Origin of the sequence: Thioclava sp. NG1 (genome assembly GCF_003122275.1) — a bacterium.
Taxonomy (GTDB): domain Bacteria; phylum Pseudomonadota; class Alphaproteobacteria; order Rhodobacterales; family Rhodobacteraceae; genus Thioclava; species Thioclava nitratireducens.
Genome location: NZ_QFBB01000006.1, coordinates 278,844 through 298,604 on the forward strand (window position 1 = coordinate 278,844; position 19,761 = coordinate 298,604).

Consider the following 19,761-nt stretch of genomic DNA (forward strand, 5'->3'; position numbering starts at 1 on the left):
CCTCAGGCGGCCTCGAAGCGGATCGCGTAGCGCAGGAATTGTGTCGCGTGGCTCGAGACCGAGGCCGGATCGCCGGTGGTCAGGAATTTCGATTCCGTCCCCGCACCTTTGAACTCGGGTCGACGCTCCAGATAATCCGCGAGGCTCTCGGCCACGAGGTTGGCCTGGCTGTAGACGTCGACGTTCGGCCCCAGTGCTTCCTGGAAGGTCTTTTGCATCAGCGGGTAATGGGTGCAGCCGAGGATTGCCGCCTCGGGTTTCGGCATCCGGCGCTTGAGCGCTTCGACATGGGATTTCACCAGCGCCTCGGCGAGGATTTCGTCGCCAGTCTCGATCGCATCGACCACGCCGCCGCAGGGCTGCGCCTCGACATCCACGCCGATCGCGCGGAAGGCCAGTTCGCGCTGGAAAGCGCGCGAGGCCACCGTCGCGGGCGTCGCGAACAGCGCCACGTGCTTCACCGCAACTTCGCGCGGCGGGGAGTTGTCGCCCCATTTGCGTTCGGTCAACGCTTCGATCATCGGCACGAAGACGCCCAGCACGCGCTTGCCCTCGGGGATCCAGGTTTCCTGCATCCGCTTGAGCGCGGCGGCCGAAGCCGTGTTACAGGCGAGGATCACCAGATCGCAGCCCTCTTCCCACAAACGCTCCACGCCCGCGCAGGTCAGGTTGAAGATGTCATCGGCATCGCGCACGCCGTAAGGCGCATGGGCGTTATCGCCGTAATAGCAAAAGGCCATATCCGGCAGCCGCCTGGCGCAGGCATCATAGACCGTCAGTCCGCCCAGACCTGAATCGAAAACGCCTACCGCCATGCTCGCGCCCCTTGCCCGTCCGGGCCGCACACGGACACCGGTCAGTTTCTGTATTTCGCCTCGAACTCGAAGCCATAGCCGTAGGACTTCAAGGGAGTCGGCGACAAGTCATACGTCGCACGGCGCAGGAAATCCATCATCTGTTTCGGACGCTCACGCAGCGGTGCGAGATCGGCCTGCGGGATCGGCTCACCCACGCAGAGCCGCACCGGACGATTGGCATGACGTTTGAACTCGCGGATCATCAGCCCCATGCGCAGGCTGTAATGCAGATGGCTCGCCAGCTGGAACAGGCGACTGTTATGGCCCTCGAAGAAGACCGGCACCACGGTAGCATCGGATTTCGCGATCATCTTGGCGGTGAAATTGCGCCAGCCCGGATCCATCGGCGCCCCGAAGGGCTTAGCGGCGGTCGAGACCGTGCCGCCCGGAAACACACCGATCGCACCACCTTCGCCGAGGTAGCGCAGCGCCTCGGCGCGGGTGCGCAGGTTGGCCCTCGCGGCCTCTTTGGTTTCGGAGAAATCCACCGGCAGGATGACCCGGTCGATCTCTTCGGCACGCTTGAAGACGTTATGGGCGAGGATACGGAAATCGCCGCGAATGCGCGACAGCAGCAGGCCCATGATCAGCCCGTCGAGAATGCCGTAAGGGTGGTTCGCGATCAGCACCAACGGCCCGGTCTGCGGGATATTGGCGAGCGCGCCGCGGGTCACCTCGATCTGCAGCCCGTAGCGCTCGGCCATCACCTGCCAGAAATCCGCACCTTGCGCGATGTCATGCTCGTAGCCGCGTGCTCGCCGGATCAACCCGATCCGCCCGGTCGCGTTCTCCATCGCGCGGATCAGCACCCGCGCGCCTTTCGAGCGCGCGGACCAAGCATATGAGATTTCCTGTGTGGCGTGGCGGACAGGCATCCGGGGGGCCATCGGGGTGGCGGTCATCTCGTACCTCCGCAACATGGGCTGGCTTCACTCTGCCAGCGCCATGTCACGAAGGTACGACACTCAGATGACAGCCCTCACTCGGCGGCCATTTTCTGCGGAGCGCCACCTGCGCGGAAAGCGGCGAGCAGTTCCTCGCGCCGCTTCGCCGCCATTTGCTCGGCCTGCGCCTTGACCGGGCCGAAGCCGCGGATCGTCAGCGGCAATTCGGCCAGTTCGCGCGCGATCTCCATCGTGTCTGGCGTGACCTTGGGTAGCACTTCGGCCATGTCGGCCTCGTATTGCTTGATCAGCGCCCGCTCCATCTTGCGCTCCTCGGCATAGCCGAAAGGATCGAACGGCGTACCGCGCAGCCCTTTCAGCTTCGCCAGAAGACGGAAGCCACGCTCCATGCCGGGGCCGAATTCACGCTTCTTCGGACGTCCGTCCGGGCCTTCCTTGGACAGGATCGGCGGGGCGAGATGGAAATGCATCTCGAAATCGCCCTCGAACTCGGCCCGCGCCTTTTCTGCCGTGGACAGATGCAGACGCGCGACCTCGTATTCGTCCTTGTAGGCCAGGAGCTTGTGATAGCCCTTCGCGACGGCTTCACGCAGCTCCGACGGCGCCTCGTCCACCAGCTTGCGGAAACGCTTGGCGAGCCGCTTGTTCTGGTAGTCGACGAGATGGTTGGCCCGGAACTCGACCGGATCGACCGGGGCCTGCACGACCTCCGCCGCCATCGCCTTCGCAGCCTCCTCCGGATAGGCCATCGCCCAGCGCCCCAGATTGAAGGCGCGCTTGTTCTCCTCGGGCTTTGCGCCGTTCAACTCGATCGCCCGGAAGATCGCCTCGAGGGTCAGCGGCACGTAGCCTTGCTGCCACGCAGCACCCAGCACGACCATGTTCGAATAGATCGAGTCGCCCAGCATATGCTGCGCGAGTTCCGACGTGTCGGCAAAGGCCACCCGGTCCTTCAGCCGCGCCTCGAGGCTCAGCCGAAGCTGTTCGCCCGGCAGGCGGAAGTCGCGGTTGCGGGTGAACTCGCCGGTGACGATCTCGTGGCTGTTGATCACGGCGCCGGTGCGGCCCGTCGTCATGAGCCCCAGCGTCTTGGCACCGGCGGAGACCACCAGATCGCCCCCGATCACGCAATCGGCCTCGCCCACCGCGACGCGGATCGCCGAGATATCCTCGGGCTTGTTCGCGATGCGCAGGTGGATATGCACTGCCCCGCCCTTCTGGGCGAGACCGGCCATCTCCATCATGCCTGCGCCCTTGCCGTCGATATGGGCGGCCATCGCCAGCACCGCGCCGATGGTCACGACGCCCGTGCCGCCGACGCCGGTGATCACCACGTTATGGGTGCCGTCGATCGCGGGCAGCGTGGGCTCCGGCAGGTCCGGCAGGTCGAGCGCCTGCGCTTCCGCCTTCTTCACCTTCGCACCGTGCAGCGTCACGAAGCTCGGGCAGAACCCGTCGAGGCAGCGGAAGTCCTTGTTGCAGGACGACTGGTCGATCGCGCGTTTGGTGCCCAGTTCGGTCTCTTCCGGCACGATGGAGACGCAGTTCGACTGCACCCCGCAATCGCCGCAGCCTTCGCAGACGTCGGTGTTGATGAAGACGCGCTTGTCCGGATCCGGGAACTTGCCGCGCTTGCGGCGGCGGCGTTTCTCGGCGGCGCAGGTCTGGACATAGATCAGCGCCGAGACGCCTTTCGTCTTCGCCAGCCGCTTCTGCACGTTCATCAGCTCGGCCCGTTCGACCTTCTCGACGCCAGCGGGGAAGGTGGACAGGTCCAGCTCTTCCTTCTCGTCATAGACCACCACGACCGGCTTCACGCCCATCGCCACGATTTCCGCCGCGATCTGCTGCGAGGTCAGGTCGCCCTCGTTCTCCTGCCCCCCGGTCATCGCGACCGCATCGTTGAACAGGATCTTGTAGGTGATGTTGGTGCCGGCTGCCAAAGCCGCCCGGATCGCCTGCGCGCCCGAGTGGTTGTAGGTGCCGTCGCCAAGGTTCTGGAACATATGCTCACGCGTCGAGAACGGGGCCTCGCCGACCCAGTTCACGCCCTCGCCGCCCATATGGGTGAAACCTTCCGTGTTCCTGCCCATCCACTGCACCATGTAGTGACAGCCGATCCCGGCATAGGCGCGCTCGCCCTCGGGCACCTTGGTCGAACTGTTATGCGGGCAGCCCGAGCAATACCATGGCGTACGGGTCGCGATCTCAGGGGCGTTGTCGGCGCGTTGGGCGGCTTCGATCTTGGCGATACCCGCCTTGATCGCGTCGGTCCCGCGGCCTTCCTCGATGAAGATATCGCCCAGCTTGCGCGCGATCATCACCGGATCGAGCGCGTAGCGCGTCGGGAACAGCTCCACCTGGCGGCCGTTCTTCCATGTGTCGCCCTTGTGCCAGCCATAGACGCGACGGCCACGACGGTCGTCGAAGATCGCTTCCTTGACCTGCACCTCGATCAGCTTGCGCTTTTCCTCGACGACGATGATCAGCTCCAGCCCCTCGGCCCATTCGTGGAAGCTCTCCATATCGAGCGGGAAGGTCTGGCCGATCTTGTAGGTGGTAATGCCGAGCCGTTCGGCCTCTGCCTCGTCGATCCCCAGCAGCGAGAGCGCATGGGTCAGGTCGAGCCAATTCTTGCCCGCAGCGACCAGACCGATCTTCGCGCCGGGCTTGCCCCAGACGCGGTTGTCGATGCGGTTCGCGCGCGCGAAAGCCTCTGCCGCGTAGCGCTTGAAGTCGATCATCCGCGCTTCCTGAGCCACCGGAGTGTCGCCCAAGCGAATGTTCAGCCCGCCTTCGGGCATCTTGAACTCGGGGATCACGAAGTGTTGACGGAAGGGATCGCCATCGACGACTGCAGTCGCCTCGACCGTATCCTTCATCGTTTTCAGACCGACCCAGACCCCGGCAAAACGGCTCAATGCATAGCCATAGAGCCCGAAATCGAGGATCTCCTGCACGCCCGCGGGCGACAGCACCGGCATGTAGGCATCGACCATCGCCCAGTCGGACTGATGCAGCACGGTCGAGGACTCACCGGTATGGTCGTCGCCCATCGCCATGAGGACGCCGCCGTGTTTCGACGTGCCCGCCATATTGGCGTGACGCATCACGTCGCCCGAGCGATCTACGCCCGGACCTTTGCCGTACCAGAGGCCGAAAACGCCGTCATACTTGCCTTCGCCACGCAATTCCGCCTGCTGCGAGCCCCACAGCGCGGTGGCCGCGAGGTCTTCGTTCAGGCCCGGCTGGAAGCGAACGTCGCTCTCTTCGAGCACGGTCTTGGCGCGCGCCATCTGCAAATCGACAGCGCCCAGCGGCGAGCCGCGATAGCCTGTCACATAGCCGGCCGTATGCAGCCCCGCCGCCTTGTCGCGTGCGGCCTGAGCCAGAACCAGACGCACCAAAGCCTGCGTCCCGTTCAGCAAAACCGGAGATTTCGTTAGGTCGAACCGATCCGCTAGGGATATTTCTTGCCTTCCCATTAAGCACCTCCCCTTGCTAACTGGGCATGAAGACATGGTAGGTCATAATATCTGACCTAGAAAGCGGAAAATTGTTACTTAGCGGTTTCGTAAATCCTCGAGATTAATGTAAAGAAACTTGCGCGGAACAGCAGATGATACAGCGAAAGTGACCTTGATGGATTGGGACAAGCTCAGAATCTTCCACGCAGTGGCCGATGCGGGGTCTTTGACTCATGCCGGCGATGCGCTGCACCTGTCTCAATCTGCCGTGAGCAGACAGATCCGGGCGCTCGAAGAGGCGCTTGGAACGACTCTGTTTCACCGTCACGCCCGCGGACTGATTCTCACCGAGCAGGGGGAGTTGCTGTTCGAGGCCACCTCCTCGATGGCGAAAAAGCTCGACAGCGCCTCCGCACGCATCCGTGACAGCGAAGAAGAAGTCTTCGGCGAGCTGCGCGTGACGACCACGACGGGCTTCGGCACGCTCTGGCTCGCGCCGCGCCTGACGAAGCTTTACGAGAAATATCCCGATCTGAAGATCGACCTCATGCTGGAGGAGCGGGTGCTCGACCTGCCGATGCGCGAGGCCGACGTCGCCGTTCGCATGAAAGAGCCCGCGCAGGCCGACCTGATCCGCAAGCGCCTGCTGAACATCCGCATGCGGCTTTACGCGACCTCCGAGTATCTCGCGAAATGGGGTGCCCCCGAGAAGATCGAAGATCTTCGCAAGCATCGCCTGATCTGCCAGACCCCCCGCACACCGCAGGTACAGGCCGGTGCCCAGCTTGCGCGGCAGGTGCTGGCCTTCGATCAAAGCTCGACGCTGACGGTGAACAACTACTTCGGCGTATTGCAGGCCGTGCTGAACCATATCGGCATCGGCATCCTCCCCGACTACCTGACCGCAGATTTCAACGATCTGCAGCGCGTGCTGCCTGATCTGGAATCGGTCGAGATTCCGATCTTCCTCGCCTACCCGGAAGAGCTGCGCTCCTCGCGCCGCGTGACTGCGTTCCGCGACTTCATTCAGGAAGAGATCACCAACTATCGGCGCTTCCAGGCAGGCGATTCAGCCTAGGGTTGCAGCGCGACTTTACCGCAACGCATACCGGCCATGATGCATTCGCAGCATGTTTTCCCTTGATGCGTTAACAAACTGCCCATAAATGAGGCTCAGAAGGGTTGGCCGTGCCGAAAGGCGCAGCACCTTCTACCTCCCTGTTGGACTTTGGCCGAGCTTTGCTCGGCCTTTTTTTTGTCCGACGCCCGGATGCGGTTTTCACGCACGGCGCGAGAGCCCCCGACATCAGCCTCGGTCTCACGAAATTTCACGCTGACGCGACCGCGCAAGCCCCGCGCTACGCACAGCTATCCCCTTCGGTTCATTTAAAAATCCGCGATGTCACTCACAATTATTTCAGTGAACTTTCGACGATTCCACCCCGTTTCCTCCCCGACGCCGACAACGGCGCAGGATTTGGTAACCAGTTGAAAGGATACTGATATGACCACGACGAAAAACATCTTTGCCGCTTCGACCGCTCTTCTGGGTGCGATGACCATCGCAGGCTCGGCTTCGGCCCTCGACCTGACGAAGATCCCGTCCACCAACAACAACGACGGCCAGTATTACGGTATCGCCGATTATCGCACCGGCACCGTTCCGGGAGAGACTTCGTCGATGGGCACCCCGCCCGCCGTCACCTCGTCGAACACCTACGCATCGACTGATCAATACGGCATCACCGACGTGAAGACCGGCACCGCCGAGTTCGCGAACACCTCGATGGGGTCGGACATGATTCCCGCGCAGCGCCAGCTGACCGCTCAAGCCGGCATCACCGGCCTGAAGACCGCGGCCAACGCGGAGGACAAGGCGATGAGCGCCGATGGTAACGTGATCGGCATGATCGAGAAGGTCGAGTCGCATGACGGCTACGACACCATCTATGTCCGCACCTCGCCGAAGCTCGACACCACCGTGTCGCTCTTCAAGGTCAACGTGCCGAAGGACGCCGCTGCGAACGGCGAGGTCAAGCTCGGCTGGACCGTCTCGGAACTGCTGACCAACCTCGAGACGCAAGTGGACATGCGCTCGTAAGCCGGACGTACCACGACAAGACGCTTTCACGACGCGGGGCCTTCGGGCCTCGCGTTTTTTCTTTCCGCAACGTCCGGCCTCTCTTTTCCCCCTGCACATATTGGCCTAATAGGGGCGGCGAAGCCGATGCCGGAGGATCCTCATGAACGAGCCGCAGATCACGCCTGATCTCATCGCAGCCCATGGCCTGAAACCCGACGAGTACGACCGGATCCTCGAGATCATCGGACGCGAGCCGACTTTCACCGAACTCGGGATCTTCTCGGCGATGTGGAACGAGCATTGCTCCTACAAGTCGTCGAAGAAATGGCTGCGCACGCTGCACACCAAGGGCGATCAGGTCATCTGTGGTCCGGGCGAGAATGCGGGTGTCGTCGATATTGGCGACGGGCAGGCCGTGGTCTTCAAAATGGAGAGCCACAACCACCCCTCCTACATCGAACCGCACCAGGGCGCCGCGACAGGCGTCGGCGGCATCCTGCGCGATGTGTTCACCATGGGCGCGCGTCCGGTGGCCGCAATGGACAGCCTGAGCTTCGGTATGCCCGACCACCCGAAAACCTCCCATGTCGTCAAAGGCGTGGTCGAGGGCGTGGGCAGCTACGGTAACTGCTTCGGCGTTCCGAATGTGGGCGGCGAAGTGCGTTTCCATCCCTCCTATAACGGCAACTGCCTCGTGAACGCCTTCGCGGCGGGCTTGGCCGATGCTGACAAGATCTTCTACTCCGCCGCGTCCGGCATCGGCATGCCGGTCGTCTACCTCGGCGCGAAGACGGGTCGCGACGGCGTCGGCGGCGCGACGATGGCCTCGGCCGAGTTCGACGACACGATCGAGGAAAAGCGCCCCACCGTTCAGGTCGGCGACCCCTTCACCGAGAAATGCCTGCTGGAGGCCTGCCTCGAGCTGATGCAGACCGGCGCGGTGATCTCGATTCAGGACATGGGGGCCGCGGGCCTGACCTGTTCTGCGGTCGAGATGGGCGACAAGGGCGGCCTCGGTGTACAGCTCAACCTCGACGCGGTGCCGCAGCGCGAAGCCGCGATGACCGCCTACGAGATGATGCTGTCGGAGAGCCAGGAGCGGATGCTCATGGTCCTCAACCCCGAGAAGGAAGACATCGCCCGCGAGATCTTCGAGAAGTGGGATCTCGATTTCGCCATCGTCGGCGAGACCATCGCGGAAGACCGGTTCCTGATCGTGCATGGCAACGAGGTGAAAGCCGACGTGCCGCTGTCGAAACTGTCCTCGGAATCGCCCGAATACGATCGTCCCTGGGTCGAGACGCCCGTCGCGACCGCGGGCGAAGCGCTGCCCGAGATCGGTGCTATCGATGCGCTCAAGAAACTGATCGGCTCGCCGAACTACGCGCACAAGTCCTGGGTCTACGAGCAATACGACACGCAGGTGATGGGCGACACGGTGCGCCGCCCGGGTCTCGGCGCAGGCGTCGTGCGCGTGCACGGCACCGACAAGGCGCTGGCCTTCACCGCCGACGTTACCCCGCGCTACGTAAAGGCGAACCCGTTCGAGGGCGGCAAGCAGGCGGTGGCCGAAGCCTACCGCAACCTGACGGCCGTGGGCGCGAAACCCCTCGCCTCGACCGACAACCTGAACTTCGGCAACCCGGAGAAGCCCGAGATCATGGGCCAGTTCGTGGGTGCGATCAAAGGCATCGACGCCGCCGTGCGCGCACTCGACATGCCGATCGTGTCGGGCAACGTCTCGCTTTACAACGAGACCGACGGCACCGGCATCCTGCCAACCCCGACCATCGGCGCGGTCGGTCTGCTGAGCTCGCTCGACGAGTTGATCGCGGGCCTACCGACGGCGGGCGACGTGGCGATGGTGATCGGCGAAACCAAGGGCCATCTCGATCAATCCGCGCTCGCCTTCGAAGCCTTCGGGATCGAGTCGGGTGACGCGCCGGCAGTCGACCTCGACGTCGAGAAACGCAATGGCGAGTTCCTCCGCGAGAACCGCGCGCTGGTCAAAGGCGCAAGCGATCTCTCGGACGGAGGCCTCGCGCTCGCGGCTTTCGAGATGGCGGAGGAAGCCGGTCTGGGTGTCACGCTTGAGGCTGGCGACATCGCGACGCTCTTCGGCGAGGATCAGGGGCGTTACCTCGTGGCCTGCTCCTTCGATCAGGCCGAGGCGCTGATGGTCGCCGCCCGCCGCGCCGAGGTGCCGCTTTACACCGTGGGTCGTTTCGGCGGGGACACGGTTAGCTTCGACTCGGAGAGCGCCCCGCTGGAGGAGCTGTCGACCCTCTATCGCAGCGCGTTCAAAGCGGCGATCGACGCCTGAGTTCTGTGATCTGACGCAGAGCGGACATGCACGCCGGGCGGTTTCTTGCCGCCTGCGCACAAACTAGTATCGCCGCGACACACCGATTTCAGGTTCCCGCTTTGACCAGCTCCACCCTTGCCTATGCCGCCCGGCTGTTCCTCGCCGCGACGCTCGCCCTGACCGTTGCGCGGTTGCTCGGGCTGACCAATGTCTACTGGGCGGCGATGCCGGTCTGGGTGGTAATCCAGCCCCATCGCGAAGACATGGCGCTGCGCGCGGTGCTGCGGGTTGTGGGCACCTTGGTCGGGGCAGCAATCGGGATCGCCGCGCTTCGCTGGCTGCCAGTGCCGGGAATTGCGCTGACCGTGGCGCTGACGGCGGCCGTGGGCGTGGGGATCGCCTACCGGATCGGGACGCATTGGGCCTATGGCTTCACGCTGATGGCGATCACGGTCGGCGTTGTGGTGATGCCCGCGCTCGGCATGGGGGCGGAGGCAATCCCGCTCGCACTCGACCGGGTCGCCTGCACGCTTCTGGGCGTCATCTCGGTGACGGCGGTGAACTGGCTCTTCACGCCCGCCCGTCGCGCGCCGATGCCGCCGCGCCCGAACCCGCATTTTATCCAGCAGCTTTGGCTGCGCATGGCGGCGGTGGCGGCGCTCACGGGCGCGGCCACGCTGATCGACGCCCATTTCACCCACCCCGCCGCGACGGCAGCTGCATTGTCGGTGATCGTCTTCTCCTCGGTGCTGGGCTCCATGCCGAATCCGCGCCCCGCCGTGCGCTTCCTGGTGCCCGGCGTCGCGCTTGGCGTCCTCGCCGCCATAGCCTATCGCGGGCTGACCCACCTGTCGGGCGGCGATCAGACCGAGTTCCTGATACTCGCCTTCGCCTTCATCGCGGGCGGTGCGCTACTGCGCGCCCATCCCCGGACCACGCTGATGGGGATCGACATCAACATGTGTTTCCTACTGGCCGGAGAAGTCGGCGCGCCGGGTCATTCCCTGCAAGTGACCGCCGCCGGAGCCGCCGCGATGTTCACCGGCAGCGTCGTCATCGCGACGCTCATGTTCTACCTGTCGCGGCTGCACCCGCCAGCGGCCACCGCATAAGCTCGCACCTCCCCGCGCATCCCCTTGCAGCCAGCCGCCGCGCCACTTAAGTTTGCGGCAAAGGACGAGGAGCCCTATTTATGGCAATGGAAGCCCATGACATCGAAGCCCTGATCCGGGCCGAATTCCCCGATGCCAAGATCACGATCACCGATCTCGCCGGGGACGGAAATCATTGGGCAGCGGAGGTCATTGACGAGAGCTTCCGCGGCAAGAACCGAGTCCAGCAACAGCGCGCGGTCTATGCCGCGCTCAAAGGGGCGATGGACGGGCCGAACGGGGTGCTGCACGCGCTCGCACTGACCACCAAGGCGCCCGAGTGATTTCACACGCGTCCCGAGCCGGGACGGAGAAAGGATTAAGCGATGAACGCGCAAGACCAGATCGCCCAGCAAATCTCCGAGAATGACGTCGTTCTCTTCATGAAGGGCACCAAGGACATGCCGCAATGCGGGTTTTCGAGCCGCGTCGCGGGCGTGCTCAACTTCATGGGCGTGACCTACAAGGACGTCAACGTGCTGGCGGATCAGGACATCCGTCAGGGCATCAAGGACTATTCGGACTGGCCGACCATCCCGCAGCTCTACGTCAAAGGCGAGTTCGTCGGCGGCTGCGACATCATCACCGAGATGACCCTCTCGGGTGAGCTGGATCAGCTCTTCGAGACCAAGGGCGTAAGCTTCAACAAGGAAGCTGCCGAGCAGATCCGCGCCGCCAACGCCTGAGCGCGGATCAAATACCTATCGAAAGCCCCGCCAGTGGCGGGGCTTTCGCGTTTCAGCATCGGTCTGAGTTGGGTGCCGCCCGGCGGCCCTGAAACTCCGTCTCACTTGCGTCCGATGAAGCGGTCGAACCAACCCTTCGCACCTTCCTCGGCATCGTCCCAGGCTTCGCCCGCCTCCTCGAAAAGCGGATCGATCGAGCGCTGACGGAACTGCCGCCACATCGCGCGGATCGTCAGGACGATGATGACGAGCAGCGTCAGGATGATGATATTCGCCCAAGGGATAATGCGCGTATCGGGAGCGGGCACGACCTTCAGCCCGACCGCATTCGGAAAGATCGTCAGCCAGCGCGAGCGCCAGCCATAGCGCGTGACCGACACCCAGATCGGATCGGCCGAGGTCGAGATCAGCGACTCGGCCTGTGCCTGCAAATCCGAACTGTCGAGCTTGAAATAGGGCGGCCACCCCCAACCGGTATCCTCGTTGCGAAAGACCAGCGTCTTGCCGTTCGGGCGCACCGTGTTGATGAAGCGCACATCGCGGCTCGTGGCGTTCGCAGTGCCTACATCGGGCGCGGCCCAGAAGATCGAGTTCTCGCCGAAGTCAATCCGGCGCACCTCGGTGCCGACGATCCGCACGATGTCATGGCGTGGCAGGTTGTAATGCAGGAACACGGCGGCGAAGCCGATCACGACCAGCCAGAAGCCCCATTTCACGTAACGCATCGCACCCTCACCTGTAATTCATCAGATAGACAATCAGCCCGACCACGACGATCGGCAGGACATAGACCAGCCAGATCAGCTTGCGCAGCAGACTTTTCTCGTAGTCTCGCATCCCGGCCTCGACGTAAGCCTCGCGTGTGGTCTCGGCCCGACCCTCGGCTGCGGCCTCGTTCCAATCCTCTTCCAGCGCCTCGCGCCGGACCGACCGGGCATAGAGACGCACCAGCCAGAACAGGACCGTCAGTAGGATCAGGCCGAATATCGCCAGTCGGATGAAGGCCAGCATCGCGCGCCCTCCTTGCCCCTCGCTGTCGCAAGCCTAGGCCGCAGCGGCGGGCTTGACCAGATCAGCCTTTGCGGCGCGCCATGCCGATCCGGATCAGCTTGATCACGATGGCGGAGGCCGCGACCGGGATCAGCGCCATCACGTAGGTCGCGGCGAACATCTGCCGCGGTACGTAGCCGTTCGAGCAGCTCGCCGTGTCAGAGAAGAAATGCAGCACGAAGCCCGCGCCGCAGGCGGTGCCGGTCATGTAGAAGGCAGGCACGATCATCGCCACAGGCACCAACGCCAGAAGCTTCGCCCAGTCGTATTTCGACAGCCACCCTCCGACCGCGATGCAGAGCACAAGCGCGAAGGCCAAGAACAGGTTCATCCGGTCCCTCCGTAGGATTTTGTCCCGCAATAGCGCGCGCCGTCCGCGAAAGCCACGTGTTTTCAGTCCAGCTGTTTTCGCTTGGCCCGCCGCGCCGAGCGGCGCTAGCCTTGGGTATGGACCTTGCCACTCGCCTCAAGACCGCCATCGATGCCCGCCGCGACGCGTTGATCGCGCTGACGCAGGCCTTGATCCGTATCCCGACGCTGAACCCGCCGGGGCGCAATTACCGCGAAATCTGCGAATATCTTGCCGAGCGTCTCTCCGAACGCGGGTTTGCGACCGAGATGATCCGCGCCCGTGGCGCGCCCGGCGACAGCGAGCCCTATCCGCGCTGGAACCTCGTCGCCCGCTTCGAGGGCGCGCGCCCCGGCGACTGCGTGCATTTCAATTCACATCACGACGTGGTCGAGATCGGCCATGGCTGGACCCGCGATCCGTTCGGCGCCGAGATCGACGGCGACCGCATCTACGGGCGCGGCGCCTGCGACATGAAGGGCGGGCTGGCGGCCTCGGTGATCGCTGCAGAGGCCTTCCTCGACACCTGCCCCGATTTCAGGGGCAGCATCGAGATTTCCGTCACTGCCGACGAGGAATCGGGCGGCTATGGCGGCGTGGCCTATCTGGCCGAGCAGGGCCGCTTCGATCCCGCCCGCGTGCAGCATGTCATCATCCCCGAGCCGCTGCACAAGGACCAGATCTGCCTCGGCCATCGCGGCGTCTGGTGGGCCGAAATCGAAACCCACGGCCGCATCGCGCATGGCTCGATGCCCTTCCTCGGTGACAGCGCGATCCGCCATATGAGCGCCGTTCTGAGCGAGATGGAGGAGACGCTCTATCCGCTCCTTCTGGGCAAGCAGACCGAGATGCCCGTGATCCCCGAAGGCGCGCGGGCCTCGACGCTGAACGTCAATTCGATCCATGGCGGCGCGCCGGAAGAGGAGGCCGATTACACCGGCCTTCCCGCGCCTTGTGTCGCCGATCGCTGCCGCATCGTAATCGACCGCCGCTTTCTGATCGAGGAAGACCTTGCCGAGGTAAAGGCCGAGATTGCGGACCTGATGGAACGCGTGAGGGCGCAGCGCCCGAGCTTCCGATACGAAATCCGCGACCTGTTCGAAGTGCAGCCCACGATGACCGACAAAGGCGCGCCTATCGTGCGCTCCACCGCCGCCGCGATCGAGGCTGTGCTGGGCCGCGAGGCGGCGTATGTCGTCTCGCCCGGTACCTATGACCAGAAACATATCGACCGCATCGGCCGGCTGCAGAATTGCATCGCCTACGGGCCGGGCCTTCTGGAACTCGCCCATCAGCCCGACGAATGGGTCGGCATCGAGGATATGACCGACAGCGCGAAGGTCATGGCGCTGGTTCTGGCGGAACTGCTGGGTTCGTAGGGGCGCTGCCCCTCGGCGCGTGCCGCGCCTCACCCCGGGATATTTCAACCAAGGCGAAGCAGGATCACCCGGCCTTCGGGCTTGTCCAAGTATCCCGGGGGGGCGACGTCGTCGCGGGGGCGGCGCCCCCTCGAGATATCAGACCGCGATATTGTCGATCAGACGCACATCGCCGAGCCAGATCGCGGCCAGCATCCGCGTCGGTTGCGACAGATCCGCCGCGGGCTTCAGCCCGTCGACCGTGCGCAGCTCGAGGTAATCGAGTTCCCCAAAGCCCGCTTCCTTCAACTCGGCTTTCGCATCGTTGAGCGCGCCTTCGACCGGCACGCCGTCGCGGATCTTCGCGGCCGCCTCCTGCATCACCTTATGCAGACGCGGCGCCAGTGCTCGCTCCCGAGCGGTCAGCCGCACATTGCGCGAGGACATTGCCAGACCGTCCTCTTCGCGGATGGTCGGGCAGCCGATGATGCGGATCGGCATGTTGAGATCGCGGGTAAGCTGCTGGACCACCTGCAATTGCTGCCAATCCTTCTCGCCGAAGAATGCGCGCCCCGCCTGCGTCATGCCGAAGAGCTTCGAGCAGACCGTCGCCACGCCATCGAAATGGCCCGGCCGGAAGGCGCCCTCGAGCGGCTCGGAGATACCCGACACGGACACGGTGGTAGAGAACCCGTCGGGATAGACCTCGTCCACACCGGGCGCGAAGAGCACGTCGACCCCTTCCGTTTCCAGAAGCGCCAGATCCTGTGCCTCGTCGCGCGGGTATTTGTCGAGATCCGAGGCATTGTTGAACTGCATCGGGTTCACGAAGACCGTCACGATCACGCGGTCCGATTGCTTGCGCGCGGCGCGGGCGAGGCTGAGGTGGCCGTCATGCAGCGCGCCCATCGTCGGCACCACGCCGACCAGCATCCCCGAGCGTTTCCACGCCGCCACCTTGTCGCGCAGTTCAGCGGCCTTGCGGATCACCTGCGTCATTTTTTCACCTCATCGGCGAAGCTGTGCTCGGCTGCCGGGAAGCTGCGATCACGTACTTCGGCTGCGTAATCGGCGACGGCGGCTTCGGCTTCCTGACCGAGCTGGCCGAAACGCTTGACGAATTTCGGTTTGAAATCGGTGAAGAGGCCCAGCATGTCATCGACCACCAGCACCTGCCCGTCGCAGCCGGCACCCGCGCCGATGCCGACGGTGGGGATAGCGACCATCGCGGTGATCTCATCGGCCAGCCCCTGCGGCACTTTTTCCAGCACCACCGAGAATGCCCCCGCTTCGGCCACGGCTTTCGCATCCTTGACCAGACGCGCCCGGCTGTCGCCGCGGCCCTGCACCTTGTAGCCACCCAGCGTGTTCACCGATTGCGGGGTCAGCCCGATATGGGCCTGCACCGGGATACCGCGCGCGGTCAGGAAAGCGATGGTCTCGGCCATATGCGCGCCGCCTTCGAGCTTCACCGCCCCCGCGCCGGTCTCGGCCATCAGCCGCGACGCGTTGCGGAACGCCTGCGCCGGGCTTTCCTCGTAGGAGCCGAAGGGCATGTCGATCACCATCAGCGCGTTAGACAGACCGCGCGCCACGGCCTTGCCGTGGAGGATCATCATTTCCATGGTGACGCCCAGCGTCGAAGGCAGTCCGTGGAGCACCATGCCCACCGAGTCGCCGACCAGCACGAGATCGCAATGGCTGTCGACCAGCTTCGCAATCGGCGTGGTGTAGGCGGTCAGGCAAACGATCGGCGCGCCGCCCTTCATCGCGAGAATATCTGCGGGCATCTTCTGCCGCGTGGTTCCGGTGACGCTCATGGCATCCTCCTGATCTGCTTGCGCGCGAGTCCTAGCGTCACCCGGCCCGCAAGGAAAGACGTGAACGCGCAAACGCTGCGACATCGGGCGCGTCGCGCATGATTTTGCCCCGCTCGCGAAAAGACCGAGCCCCCATGAAAAACGGCGCGAGGTTGCCCCACGCGCCGCAAATTTCTTGTCCAAGATCGGTTCGATCAGTTGTTGCTATCGACACAGGTGCCGGTGCCGGAATAGCCGCAATCGACAGTGGAGTTGGCATTCTCGCCCGAGCCGCCGACCTCTTGGGCCATCGCGACCGAAGCCTGATGCTGTTCCTCTTCGACTTTCTTCTGATCGGGAATCCGGCCCGCTTTCCACGCGGCCTCGTCTTCGTTGATCGCCACCTGATTATAGGCGGAGACCACGTAGCCCGAATGCAGCTGCACCACGGGCCCTTCCATCTCGAGGCTTTCGGCGCGGCTGCGAACCTTCACCGGCGTGCCCTTCGGCACTTTCGAGAACAGGTCGATGATGTCCTGGTTGAAGAGGCGGATACAGCCGGCCGACGTCGCACGACCGATCGAGGACGGGTCCATCGTGCCGTGAATCCGGTAATAGGTATCGCGGTTGCCCTGGTAAAGATAAAGCGCGCGCGCCCCCAGCGGGTTGTCCAAACCGCCCGGCAGACCATCCTTCAGCGGCCCGTAGAGGTCGGGATCTTCCTGGATCATGTTCTGGGTCGGCGTCCAGCTCGGATATTCCTGCTTGCGCTCGATCGTGGCGCTGCCCGAGAAAGTCTTGCCATCGCGGCCCACGGCGATGCCGTAGCGCTCTGCCTTGCCCGGCTCGGTGATGTAGTAGAGGAAGCGCGCATAAGGATCGACGACGATCGTCCCGACGGCCTCGGGCCCGTGATAGGGCACGATCTGACGGCGGTTGCGCTCAACCAAATACTTCGGGTTGATCGCCGGGATGGTTTTCCCGTCATCTTCGCGCGCCTGATATTCCGAGGGCACGGCCTTCGTCGACTGGGTCGGTTGCGCGTAGCGCTGTTCCGGCGCACTCGCGCAGGCAGCCAAGATGCCAGCCAGCCCGAAGAGCATGGCCGGTCGGATCGCGCGTTTGAGCGTCGAATAACTCGCGGTCACTTGCAATATTCCTGTCTCTTTTCCGGTGGGCCTTCTGCCCGGTTCCGTCATTCAAGGGGCTAGATAGGGGAAAGTTCCCTCCACTCACACTCACATGAATGTGATCAGGGCGACTCCGGCAGATTCCTGCCCCCTTGATTTTCCGCGCGTGCAAGCGGAGCGTGCTGCGAAATCGCGTGACAAGAGGAGGTGCCGCGCATGAGTTTGCCGCTTTGGTTCGATCCCGAGGAGATACTGATCGGAGGCGTCTGGCACAAGACCAATGCGCGCCTGCAAGTGGAATGCCCGTCCGATGGGCGCGAAATCGCGCAGATCGCCCGCGGCGGCTCGGAGGAGATCGACGCGGCGGTCGAGGCCGCGCAGGCCACGCTTGCGGGCGAATGGGGGCAGTTGAGCGCGGCGGAACGCGGGCGGCTCCTGCTGAAGATGTCGGGGCTCGTGCTGGCCCATGCCGAGGATCTCGCGGTGATCGAGGCGCTCGATGTCGGCAAACCACTGACGCAGGCACGGGCCGATGTGGCGGCGCTCGCGCGCTATCTCGAATTCTACGGCGGCGCCGCCGACAAGGTGATGGGCGAGACGATCCCCTATCTCAACGGCTACACCGCCTACACGCTGCGCGAGCCGCACGGCGTGACTGCGCATATCGTGCCGTGGAACTACCCGATGCAGATCATCGGCCGCTCGGTCGGGGCCGCGCTGGCGATGGGCAACGCGGCGGTCGTGAAACCCGCCGAGGAAGCCTCGCTCACCGCGCTGGCCTTCGGACGGATCGCGCAAGAAGCCGGAATGCCAGCCGGGGCGCTCAATATCGTGCCCGGTCTGGGCGAAGAAGCCGGCGCCGCGCTCTCGGCCCATCCGGGGATCGACCACATCTCCTTCACCGGATCGGTCGCGGTGGGCCAGCGCATCCAAGCTGCGGCGGCCACCAATGTCGTGCCCGTCACGCTGGAGCTCGGTGGCAAATCCCCGCAGCTCGTCTTCGCCGATGCCGATCTCGACCGCGCGCTGCCCTTCCTCGTGAATGCGGGCATCCAGAACGCGGGCCAGACCTGCTCGCCCTCGTCGCGCATCCTCGTACAGCGCAGCCGCTACGACGAGGTTCTGGAAATGATGGCCGCACGCTATCGAAGCCTCGTCGCGGGCCCCGCGCTTGGCGATCACGACCTCGGCCCGCTGATCTCAGGGCGGCAGAAAGAGATCGTCGAGGGTTATCTGGCGCTCGCGTCCGACCTCACCATCGCGGCCCGAGGCCGGATCGCCGAGGACGTCCCCGCAGGCGGCCATTACGTCGCGCCGACCCTGATCGGTGGCGGCCACGGCGCACATCGGCTTGCGCAGGAGGAAATCTTCGGCCCGGCGCAGATCGTCATCCCCTTCGAGGACGAGGAAGAGGCCGTCGCCATCGCGAACGGCACAGAATACGGGCTCGTCGCCTCGGTCTGGTCGGAGAATGGCGGGCGGACGATGCGGCTCGCTCGGCGGCTCCGCGCGGGGCAGGTCTTCCTGAACAATTACGGCGCGGGCGGCGGGGTGGAGCTTCCCTTCGGCGGCATCGGTAAATCCGGGCACGGGCGCGAGAAAGGGTTCGAGGCGCTCTATGGCTTCTCCGTCCTGAAAACCGTCGCCGCCTGGCATGGCTGAGGGTTTCGGCTTGGCGGAAATACCCCGGGGGTGAGGCGGGATCAGCGGCTTTCCGGTGGAAGGACGCCCCGACGAACGCCCGAAGCGCAAGCGAAGGGCCGGAACCGGGGCAGAGCCCCCTTGCACCCGATGTGTCCTGCGACAACAGTAGGCCCCGAGGAGGAGGAGAGATGAGACTGGAAGGCAAAAGCGCGATCGTCACCGGCGCGGGCTCGGGCTTCGGGGCGGGGATCGCGCGCCGCTTCGCCGCCGAGGGCGCGCGTGTACTGGTCGCGGATCTCAACGCGGAGGCCGCACAGGCCATTGCGGACGAAACCGGCGGCGTGGCCTGCACCGTGGATGTCAGCCGCGATGCGGATGTTGCTGCCATGGCGGAGGCCGCACGCGAGGCCTTCGGTCAGATCGACATTCTGGTGAACAACGCCGGGACCACTCATCTGCCGAAGCCGATGGAGGACGTGAGCGAGGAGGAATTCGATCGCATCCTGAGGGTGAACGCGAAATCGGTCTACCTGACGGCGCGCCATATCGTGCCGGAGATGAAGGCGCGCGGCGCGGGCGCGATCCTGAACGTGGCCTCCACCGCCGGCGTCAGTCCGCGGCCCAATCTGAGTTGGTACAACGCCTCGAAGGGCTGGATGATCACAGTCACCCGCGCGATGGCGGTCGAGCTGGCGCCGTCCGGCGTGCGGGTCAACGCGATCAACCCGGTCGCCGGAGAGACCCCGCTCCTGAAGAGCTTCATGGGTGAGGACACACCGGAGATCCGTGCGAAGTTTCTCTCCACCATCCCGCTCGGGCGGTTTTCGACCCCCGAAGATATGGCGAATGCAGCGCTGTTCCTGTGCTCGGACGAGGCGAGCATGATCACCGGCGTTGCGCTGGAAGTGGATGGCGGGCGCTGTATCTGAGAACAGCGGTTTGACTTGGGGGCGTTGCCCCCAAAACCCCAGGATATT

Annotated in this window: 19 protein-coding genes; 10 read left to right on the forward strand and 9 right to left on the reverse strand. The window is 64.3% G+C overall.

From position 1 onward, the window contains the following. Positions 1–2: 2 nt before the first annotated feature. The 3 genes from murI to DEM26_RS13785 all read right to left on the reverse strand — a co-directional run bounded on the left by murI (position 3) and on the right by DEM26_RS13785 (position 5,247). Positions 3–815 carry a glutamate racemase gene (murI, locus tag DEM26_RS13775; RefSeq protein ID WP_075775797.1) on the reverse strand — a complete coding sequence of 271 codons (813 nt, stop codon included), beginning with the start codon at positions 813–815 and terminating at the stop codon, positions 3–5. A gap of 41 nt (positions 816–856) precedes the next feature. After that, on the reverse strand, positions 857–1,759 hold the full coding sequence (locus DEM26_RS13780) for a lysophospholipid acyltransferase family protein (protein ID WP_109172638.1): 903 nt from the start codon (positions 1,757–1,759) through the stop codon (positions 857–859). Between the two features lie 77 nt (positions 1,760–1,836). After that, the gene (locus tag DEM26_RS13785) at positions 1,837–5,247 is read right to left on the reverse strand and encodes an indolepyruvate ferredoxin oxidoreductase family protein (RefSeq protein ID WP_109172639.1); all 3,411 of its coding nucleotides are present in this window, start codon (positions 5,245–5,247) and stop codon (positions 1,837–1,839) included. A gap of 157 nt (positions 5,248–5,404) precedes the next feature. Here DEM26_RS13785 and DEM26_RS13790 point away from each other — a divergent pair, with 157 nt between their 5' ends. The 7 genes from DEM26_RS13790 to grxD all read left to right on the forward strand — a co-directional run bounded on the left by DEM26_RS13790 (position 5,405) and on the right by grxD (position 11,454). Further along, complete coding sequence (locus DEM26_RS13790) at positions 5,405–6,307, forward strand: LysR family transcriptional regulator (protein ID WP_075775795.1); 903 nt, start codon at positions 5,405–5,407, stop codon at positions 6,305–6,307. A gap of 110 nt (positions 6,308–6,417) precedes the next feature. Further along, complete coding sequence (locus DEM26_RS20210; RefSeq protein WP_146194464.1) at positions 6,418–6,732, forward strand: hypothetical protein; 315 nt, start codon at positions 6,418–6,420, stop codon at positions 6,730–6,732. A 1-nt stretch (position 6,733) separates the two neighbouring features. Next, entirely contained in the window at positions 6,734–7,330 is a 597-nt protein-coding gene (locus DEM26_RS13795) for a hypothetical protein (protein WP_109172640.1), read from the forward strand. A 142-nt stretch (positions 7,331–7,472) separates the two neighbouring features. Continuing rightward, the gene (purL, locus tag DEM26_RS13800; protein ID WP_109172641.1) at positions 7,473–9,635 is read left to right on the forward strand and encodes a phosphoribosylformylglycinamidine synthase subunit PurL; all 2,163 of its coding nucleotides are present in this window, start codon (positions 7,473–7,475) and stop codon (positions 9,633–9,635) included. Positions 9,636–9,736: 101 nt separating this feature from the next. Continuing rightward, a complete protein-coding gene (locus DEM26_RS13805) occupies positions 9,737–10,729 on the forward strand; it encodes an FUSC family protein (protein ID WP_158275126.1) in 993 nt (330 codons plus the stop codon). 80 nt (positions 10,730–10,809) lie between these two features. Next, entirely contained in the window at positions 10,810–11,052 is a 243-nt protein-coding gene (locus DEM26_RS13810) for a BolA/IbaG family iron-sulfur metabolism protein (protein WP_075775791.1), read from the forward strand. A gap of 42 nt (positions 11,053–11,094) precedes the next feature. Continuing rightward, positions 11,095–11,454: a Grx4 family monothiol glutaredoxin gene (gene grxD, locus DEM26_RS13815; RefSeq protein ID WP_075775790.1), complete on the forward strand. Its 360-nt coding sequence runs from the start codon at positions 11,095–11,097 to the stop codon at positions 11,452–11,454. 101 nt (positions 11,455–11,555) lie between these two features. Here the strand turns inward: grxD and DEM26_RS13820 are convergent, their stop codons facing one another. The 3 genes from DEM26_RS13820 to DEM26_RS13830 form a co-directional block, all read right to left on the reverse strand. Next, positions 11,556–12,179, reverse strand: a complete 624-nt coding sequence (locus tag DEM26_RS13820) for a DUF1523 family protein (RefSeq protein WP_088720446.1) — start codon at positions 12,177–12,179, stop codon at positions 11,556–11,558. A 7-nt stretch (positions 12,180–12,186) separates the two neighbouring features. Continuing rightward, positions 12,187–12,465 (reverse strand): hypothetical protein, encoded by a 279-nt coding sequence (locus DEM26_RS13825; protein ID WP_088720447.1) that lies wholly within the window; start codon positions 12,463–12,465, stop codon positions 12,187–12,189. A 61-nt stretch (positions 12,466–12,526) separates the two neighbouring features. Then, entirely contained in the window at positions 12,527–12,835 is a 309-nt protein-coding gene (locus tag DEM26_RS13830; RefSeq protein ID WP_075775788.1) for a hypothetical protein, read from the reverse strand. Between the two features lie 116 nt (positions 12,836–12,951). Between DEM26_RS13830 and DEM26_RS13835 the strand changes: the two genes are divergently transcribed. Beyond that, positions 12,952–14,232: an acetylornithine deacetylase/succinyl-diaminopimelate desuccinylase family protein gene (locus DEM26_RS13835; protein WP_109172643.1), complete on the forward strand. Its 1,281-nt coding sequence runs from the start codon at positions 12,952–12,954 to the stop codon at positions 14,230–14,232. A 138-nt stretch (positions 14,233–14,370) separates the two neighbouring features. Here DEM26_RS13835 and panC read toward each other — a convergent pair whose 3' ends face one another. From panC to DEM26_RS13850, 3 genes are all read right to left on the reverse strand, one after another. Further along, on the reverse strand, positions 14,371–15,210 hold the full coding sequence (gene panC, locus DEM26_RS13840) for a pantoate--beta-alanine ligase (protein WP_109172644.1): 840 nt from the start codon (positions 15,208–15,210) through the stop codon (positions 14,371–14,373). Beyond that, a complete protein-coding gene (gene panB, locus DEM26_RS13845; RefSeq protein ID WP_078602157.1) occupies positions 15,207–16,031 on the reverse strand; it encodes a 3-methyl-2-oxobutanoate hydroxymethyltransferase in 825 nt (274 codons plus the stop codon). Before panB ends, panC begins: the two co-directional genes overlap by 4 nt. A gap of 194 nt (positions 16,032–16,225) precedes the next feature. Then, entirely contained in the window at positions 16,226–17,158 is a 933-nt protein-coding gene (locus tag DEM26_RS13850; protein WP_341865719.1) for a L,D-transpeptidase, read from the reverse strand. A gap of 198 nt (positions 17,159–17,356) precedes the next feature. Here DEM26_RS13850 and DEM26_RS13855 point away from each other — a divergent pair, with 198 nt between their 5' ends. Together DEM26_RS13855 and DEM26_RS13860 are read left to right on the forward strand one after the other, a co-directional pair. Further along, positions 17,357–18,802, forward strand: coding sequence for an aldehyde dehydrogenase family protein (locus DEM26_RS13855; protein WP_109172645.1), 1,446 nt, complete (start codon positions 17,357–17,359; stop codon positions 18,800–18,802). Between the two features lie 170 nt (positions 18,803–18,972). Beyond that, positions 18,973–19,713 (forward strand): SDR family oxidoreductase, encoded by a 741-nt coding sequence (locus DEM26_RS13860; RefSeq protein WP_109172646.1) that lies wholly within the window; start codon positions 18,973–18,975, stop codon positions 19,711–19,713. The last annotated feature ends 48 nt before the right edge of the window (positions 19,714–19,761 follow it).